Source organism: Janibacter limosus NBRC 16128, from assembly GCF_001570985.1.
Classification (GTDB): Bacteria; Actinomycetota; Actinomycetes; order Actinomycetales; family Dermatophilaceae; genus Janibacter; species Janibacter limosus.
This window is the reverse complement of record NZ_BCSS01000091.1, coordinates 1-1,632: the sequence shown is the minus strand read 5'-3', so window position 1 is coordinate 1,632 and position 1,632 is coordinate 1. Positions and strand designations below refer to the sequence as shown.

Below are 1,632 nucleotides of genomic sequence, written 5' to 3'. Positions count from 1 at the left end.
CCCCGCCGATGTCGAGCGTGCCGTCACCGACGAGATCGGCGGGTCAGCCCTCTTCGCCGCCCGTTTCCGCGAGTGCGCAGCGCGTGCCCTGCTGCTCCCCCGGCGACGCCCCGACCGGCGCCAGCCGCTGTGGCAGCAGCGCCAGCGCTCGGCCGCGCTCCTCCAGGTGGCGAGCGGTCACTCCGACTTCCCGATCGTGCTGGAGGCCGTGCGCGAGTGCCTGCAGGACGTCTTCGACGTCCCGGCCCTCACCCAGCTCATGACGCACGTCGCCGGCCGCCGGGTCACACTCGTCGACGTCGAGAGCCAGCGGCCCTCCCCCTTCGCCGCGTCGTTGATGTTTGGCTATGTCGCGCAGTTCCTCTACGAAGGGGACTCACCGCTCGCCGAGCGACGCGCGGCCGCGCTGACCCTCGACCCCAGCCTGCTCGCCGACCTGCTGGGACGCGGGGAGCAGCTGGCCCTGGCCGACCTGCTGGACCCCGCGGCCGTTGAGCGCACGAGTGCCGAGCTGCAGTGCCTGACCCCCGAGCGGGCCGCCCGCGACGGCGAGGACCTGCTCGACCTGCTGCGCGTCCTCGGCCCGTTGTCGGTGGAGGCACTCGATGCGCGCAGCCGGCTCGACGTCGAGGCGATCCGCGCCGCACTCACCGACCTCGGGTCCAGTCGTCAGGTCATCCCCGTGCGCGTGGCCGGTGAGGATCGGTGGGCCAGCACCGAGGACGCGGCCCGCCTGCGTGACGCACTCGGGGTGAGCCTGCCCCAGGGCCTCGCGAACTCGGTCCTCCAGCCGACGGACGACCCGCTCGGTGAGCTCGTCACGCGCTACGCCCGCACCCACGCCCCCTTCGCCGCCACGGACCTGGCCGCGCACTACGGCATCGGTCGCGCCGTCGCGACCGATGCGCTGCGTCGTCTCGTTCAGGCCGGCCGGCTCGTCGAGGGCGACCTGCTGCCCGTGGAGTGCGGCGGGCGCGGTGGGGAGTTCTGCGACGCCGAGGTGCTGCGCATCCTGCGGCGACGCTCGCTCGCCGCGCTGCGCCACGAGGTCGAGCCCGTCGAGCCCCGGCAGTACGCCCGGTTCCTGCCCGCGTGGCAGGGCGTCGGCTCCCGGATGCGCGGGCGGGATGGCGTCCTGCGGGTCGTCGAGCAGCTGAGTGGCGTGCGGATGCCCGCCAGCGCGCTCGAGTCCCTCGTCCTGCCTGCCCGCATCGACGATGTCGTCGGGCCGCTCCTGGATGACCTGATGGCGACCGGCGAGGTGCTGTGGGCCGGGCACGGGAGTCTGCCCGGCGACGACGCGTGGATCAGCCTGCATCTCACCGACGGGGCCGAGACGACACTTCCGGTCGCTGACGATGCCGGCCTCACCGATGTGGAGGCGCGGGTCCACGCGACCCTCTCGGGCGGGGGCGCCTACTTCTTCCGCGACCTGGCCGACGCAGTGGCACGGGAGCGGGCCGAGGGCGAGGACCCCATCGATGACGACGCGCTGGCCGACATCCTGTGGTCCCTGACCCACCGGGGGCTCGTCACCGGGGACACCCTCGCCCCGGTGCGTGGCCTGCTGGCCGGCGGACGCACCGCCCACACGCCACAGCGGCGCCCGGCCGCCCGGAGCCGCTACGGCGG

Annotated in this window: 1 protein-coding gene; it reads left to right on the top strand. The window is 74.4% G+C overall.

The window, feature by feature from the left end; translation table 11 throughout:
* Window positions 1-1,632: DNA glycosylase AlkZ-like family protein (locus JLI01S_RS16465; protein ID WP_174521333.1), on the top strand; the 1,632-nt coding region annotated here is incomplete at both ends.